The sequence below is a fragment of the Streptomyces sp. NPDC058955 genome, assembly GCF_042741435.1.
Taxonomy (GTDB): domain Bacteria; phylum Actinomycetota; class Actinomycetes; order Streptomycetales; family Streptomycetaceae; genus Streptomyces.
In genome coordinates this window covers 8,181-12,287 of record NZ_JBHYKM010000175.1, presented here as the reverse complement: position 1 = coordinate 12,287, position 4,107 = coordinate 8,181, and the positions used below count along the sequence as shown (strand labels likewise).

Annotated in this window: 4 protein-coding genes; all 4 read left to right on the top strand. The window is 74.9% G+C overall.

What is annotated here, in order from left to right; all coding sequences use genetic code 11:
* Positions 1 to 176 precede the first annotated feature (176 nt).
* Positions 177 to 1,850 carry a thiamine pyrophosphate-binding protein gene (locus tag ACFW1I_RS36260; RefSeq protein ID WP_384678020.1) on the top strand — a complete coding sequence of 558 codons (1,674 nt, stop codon included), beginning with the start codon at positions 177 to 179 and terminating at the stop codon, positions 1,848 to 1,850.
* An 82-nt stretch (positions 1,851 to 1,932) separates the two neighbouring features.
* Complete coding sequence (locus ACFW1I_RS36255) at positions 1,933 to 2,529, top strand: DJ-1/PfpI family protein (RefSeq protein WP_384678018.1); 597 nt, start codon at positions 1,933 to 1,935, stop codon at positions 2,527 to 2,529.
* A 20-nt stretch (positions 2,530 to 2,549) separates the two neighbouring features.
* Positions 2,550 to 3,248: an EthD domain-containing protein gene (locus ACFW1I_RS36250; RefSeq protein ID WP_384678016.1), complete on the top strand. Its 699-nt coding sequence runs from the start codon at positions 2,550 to 2,552 to the stop codon at positions 3,246 to 3,248.
* Between the two features lie 2 nt (positions 3,249 to 3,250).
* Positions 3,251 to 3,964: an SDR family NAD(P)-dependent oxidoreductase gene (locus ACFW1I_RS36245; protein ID WP_384678014.1), complete on the top strand. Its 714-nt coding sequence runs from the start codon at positions 3,251 to 3,253 to the stop codon at positions 3,962 to 3,964.
* Positions 3,965 to 4,107: the final 143 nt, after the last annotated feature.

Genomic DNA, 4,107 nt, shown 5'->3' with positions numbered 1-4,107 from the left:
GCGGGGGGCCCGGGGGGGCGGGCGGGCGGCCGCGGCCCGCCCGCGCGGGCCCGGCGCGGGCCGCGCGCCCGCCCCCGCCGCCGCCCCCGGCCCGGCCGCCGGGCGCGCCCGCGGCCCCCGGCGCGCCCCCGCCGCGCCCCGCGCGCGGCACGCCCAACCGACGAAAGGCGGCAGACATGCCCAGCAGACCCGCCAGGGTCGCCATGCTCGAACAGTTCCGGGCGGACGGCGTCCGGTACATGTTCGGCAACCCGGGAACCGTGGAGCAGGGCTTCCTCGACGAGCTGCGCGGCTTCCCCGACCTCGAGTACGTCCTGACCCTGCACGAGTCCGTCGCCGTCGGCATCGCCGACGGGCACGCCCGCGCCACCCGGCGGCCGGCCCTGATCCAGCTGCACAGCGGCGTCGGCCTCGGCAACGGCATCGGCATGCTCTACCAGGCCATGCGCGGCCACGCCCCGCTCGTCGTGGTGGTCGGCGAGGCCGGACTCGCCTACGAGGCGATGGAGGCCCAGATGGCCGCCGACCTCGTCGGCATGGCCAGGCCCGTCACCAAGTGGGCCACCCGGGTCGTCGACCCGAACTCCACCCTGCGCACCCTGCGCCGCGCCTTCAAGGTGGCCGCCACCGCGCCCGCCGGGCCGGTCCTCGTGGTCGTCCCCGCCGACGTGATGGACGGGCTCACCAGCGAGGAGGCGGTGCCCACCTCGTACCTGGACACCACCGCCACCCCCGCCGCCCCGACCGTCGGCCGGGCCGCCGAACTCCTCGCCGGCGCCCAGAACCCGCTGATCATCGCCGGCGACGGGGTGCACGCGGGCGGCGCCCAGGAGGAGCTGGGCCGGCTCGCCGAACTGTGGGGCGCGCCCGTCTGGGGCGCCGACTGGGCCGAGGTCAACCTCCCCGTCGACCACCCCTGCTACGGCGGCCAGCTCGGCCACATGTTCGGCGCGAGCAGCAGCGCGGTCACCTCCGCCGCCGACGCCGTCCTCATCGTCGGCACCTATGTCTTCCCCGAGGTCTTCCCGGCCCTCGACGGCGTCTTCGCGCCCGGCACCCCGGTCGTCCACATCGACCTCGACCCCGGCGCCATCGCCAAGAACTTCCCCGTCGACCTGGGCATCCTCGCCGCCCCCAAGCCGGCCCTCGCCCAGCTCGCCCAGGCGCTGCGCATCCGGATGTCCCCGCAGGCCCAGCACCAGGCCACCGAGCGGGTGCGGGCGAACGCGGCGCGGAAGAACGAACGGCTCGCCGCCGAGCGGCTGCGGGACCGGCGGCGCGCCGAAGCCCTGCCGATGCCGGCCTCGGTGCTCGCCGAGGAGCTGGCGCGGGCGCTGCCGGACGACGCCGTGCTCTTCGACGAGGCGCTGACCTCCTCGCCCGACATCTTCCGCCATCTGCGGCCCAACGTGCCGGGCCACTGGTTCCAGACCCGCGGCGGCTCGCTCGGCGTCGGCATCCCGGGCGCGATCGGCGCCAAGCTCGCCCACCCCGAGCGGACGGTCGTCGGCTTCACCGGCGACGGCGGCAGCATGTACACCGTCCAGGCGCTGTGGACCGCCGCCCGGCACGGCATCGGCGCCAAGTTCGTCATCTGCGACAACGGCGCCTACGAACTGCTCAAGGACAACATCGAGCAGTACTGGCGCGAGCAGGAGATCGACCCGCACGCCTTCCCCGACCTCTTCGACCTCACCCCGCAGATCGGCTTCACCGAGCTGTCCCGCTCCCTCGGGGTGCCCGCGCTGAAGGTCGAGAAGCCCTCCGAGGTGCCGGCCGCGGTCACGGCGATGCTCGCCGACGACGGCCCCTTCCTCCTCCACCTGGTGACCGGCCGCAGCGACGGCTGATCGGCGCCCGGACCCGGGACCCGGCGCCCGGGACCGGTGCGCACCCGACCGACCGGCCGCCGACGACTTTAGGAGCCCTGCCTTGCGACTGCTCGGCCACAAGATCGCCGTCCTGATCGAGAGCGACTTCTACGAGCCCGAGATCCTCTACTACCAGCAGCGCTTTCCCGAGGAGGGCGCCGAGGTCCACTTCCTCACCCGCCTGTGGGGGAGGGACAGCATCACCTTCCACGGCCACGAGCACCAGTACCCCTTCGAGGTCACCGAGAGCTTCGAGGAGCTGTCCGACGACGCCCTCGACGCCTACTCGGCGGTGGTCGTGCCCTCCGGCATGGTCGCCGACCGGCTGCGCTTCACCGACGACCCCGACCGGCTGCCGCCCGCCACCCGCTTCCTGCGCCGGGCCTTCGACGACCCCGCCCTCCTCAAGGGGATCATCTGCCACGGCATGTGGCTGGCCGCCCCCATACCCGAGGTGGTCAAGGGCCGGCGCGCGGTCGTCCACAACAACCTCCTCGGCGACCTGCGGAACATGGGCGGCATCTACGTCGACCAGGACCTGGTCATCGACGACGACCTGATCACCGCGCGCACCGGCGACCACTGCCACCTGCTCGCCCGCACCCTCATCGACCTGCTCGCCGAGCGGCCCCCGCGCACCGCGCTCGCCGCCGCCTGACCCACCGTCAAGGAGTCACCGTGATCCACCAGTTGATCTTCGCGCACCCGAAGCCCGGCATGACCGAGGAGGAGTTCCAGCGCTACTGGCTGGACGTCCACGCCCCGACGTACGCCGCCAGGATCAAGCAGATCGCCCGCTACGCCGTCGACACCCGCGTCCCGCTGCCCGGCGAGGACCCGGAGGCCGACCCGCTGTGGAGCGGCATCGCCGAGATCTGGCTGCGCAACGACGAGGAGCAGCTCGCCTCCCTCCAGTCCGAGGAGTTCCTCCAGGGCGCCCGGCTCGACGAGCCCAACTGGGCCGCCTTCTGGCGCACCGTCGTCCTCGACACCGACGCCCACACCCTGCTCGCCGGACCCGGCGCCGACCGGCCCCACCCGGTCAAGCTGGTCCTCCTCGTCAAGCGGGTCAACGGCACCTCCGTGGCCGCCTTCCGCGAGCGCGCCCTCGGCGCGCACGCCGAGCTCGCCCTCGCCGTGCCCGGCCTCCAGCGGTACCAGCAGTGCCACGTCCGCGACGGCGCCTACGCCGTCGGCGAGGCGATCCTGGACGCCGCCTGGCTGCTCTCCTTCGAGGACGAGGACGCCCTGGCCGCCGCCCTGGAGTCCGAGGAGTTCGCCCGCCTGGAGAAGGACCTCGGCGAGTTCACCGAGCCCCGCTACCTCCACCGGATGGCCGTCCGCGAGCACTGGATCATCGGCGGCGAGGACGCCTGACGGTGCCCGCCGACCACGCCGGCGCCGGACGGCGCACCGCCCTCGTGACCGGTGCGAACCGCGGCATCGGCCTCGCCGTCTGCCGCCGGCTCGCCGTCGCGGGCCACGAGGTCGTCCTGACCGCGCGCGACCCCGCGCGCGGCCGGGAGGCCGCCCGGGGCCTCGCCGCCGACGGACTCGCCGTCCGCGTCGAACGGCTGGACGTGACCGACCCGGCCGGCGCCGCCGACTGCGCCCGCCGGCTGCGGGAGGACGGCGTCACCGTGGACGTCCTGGTCAACAACGCCGGGACCTACCCCACGACCCCGTTCTTCGACGTCTCCGAGCACCTGCTCCGCGACACCCTCGACATCCATCTGATGGGCGCCTTCCGCACCTGCCGGGCCTTCGTGCCCGGCATGGCCGAACGGGGCTGGGGCCGGGTCGTCAACGTCTCCTCCACCGGCGGACAGCTCACCGCCGCCACCCCCGGACCGGCCGCGTACGGCATCGCCAAGGCGGCGCTCAACGCGCTGACCCTGGTCGTCGCCGCGGCCGTCCCGCCCACCGTCAAGGTCAACGCCGTCTGCCCCGGCTGGGTCCGCACCGCCATGGGCGGCGCCGGCGCCCCGCTCAGCCCCGACCAGGGCGCCGACACCGTCGCCTGGCTCGCCCGGCTGCCCGACGACGGCCCGACCGCCGGCTTCTTCCACGCCCGCCGGCGCATCCCCTGGTAGCCGGCCGACGCCCCGTCCGGCAGCCGGCCGACACCGCGCCGGCCCGCCGCTCGCGGGCCGGCGCCACCGGAACGGAACACCCGGGAAACACCGCACCCACCACCAAACCAACGCGCCGCCGCGCCCCCCGCACCCCGCGAACC

Coding starts and splice junctions, on each gene's coding strand:
- ACFW1I_RS36260 (WP_384678020.1), top strand. CDS start 177: ATGCCCAGCAGACCCGCCAGGGTCGCCATGCTCGAACAGTTCCGGGCG.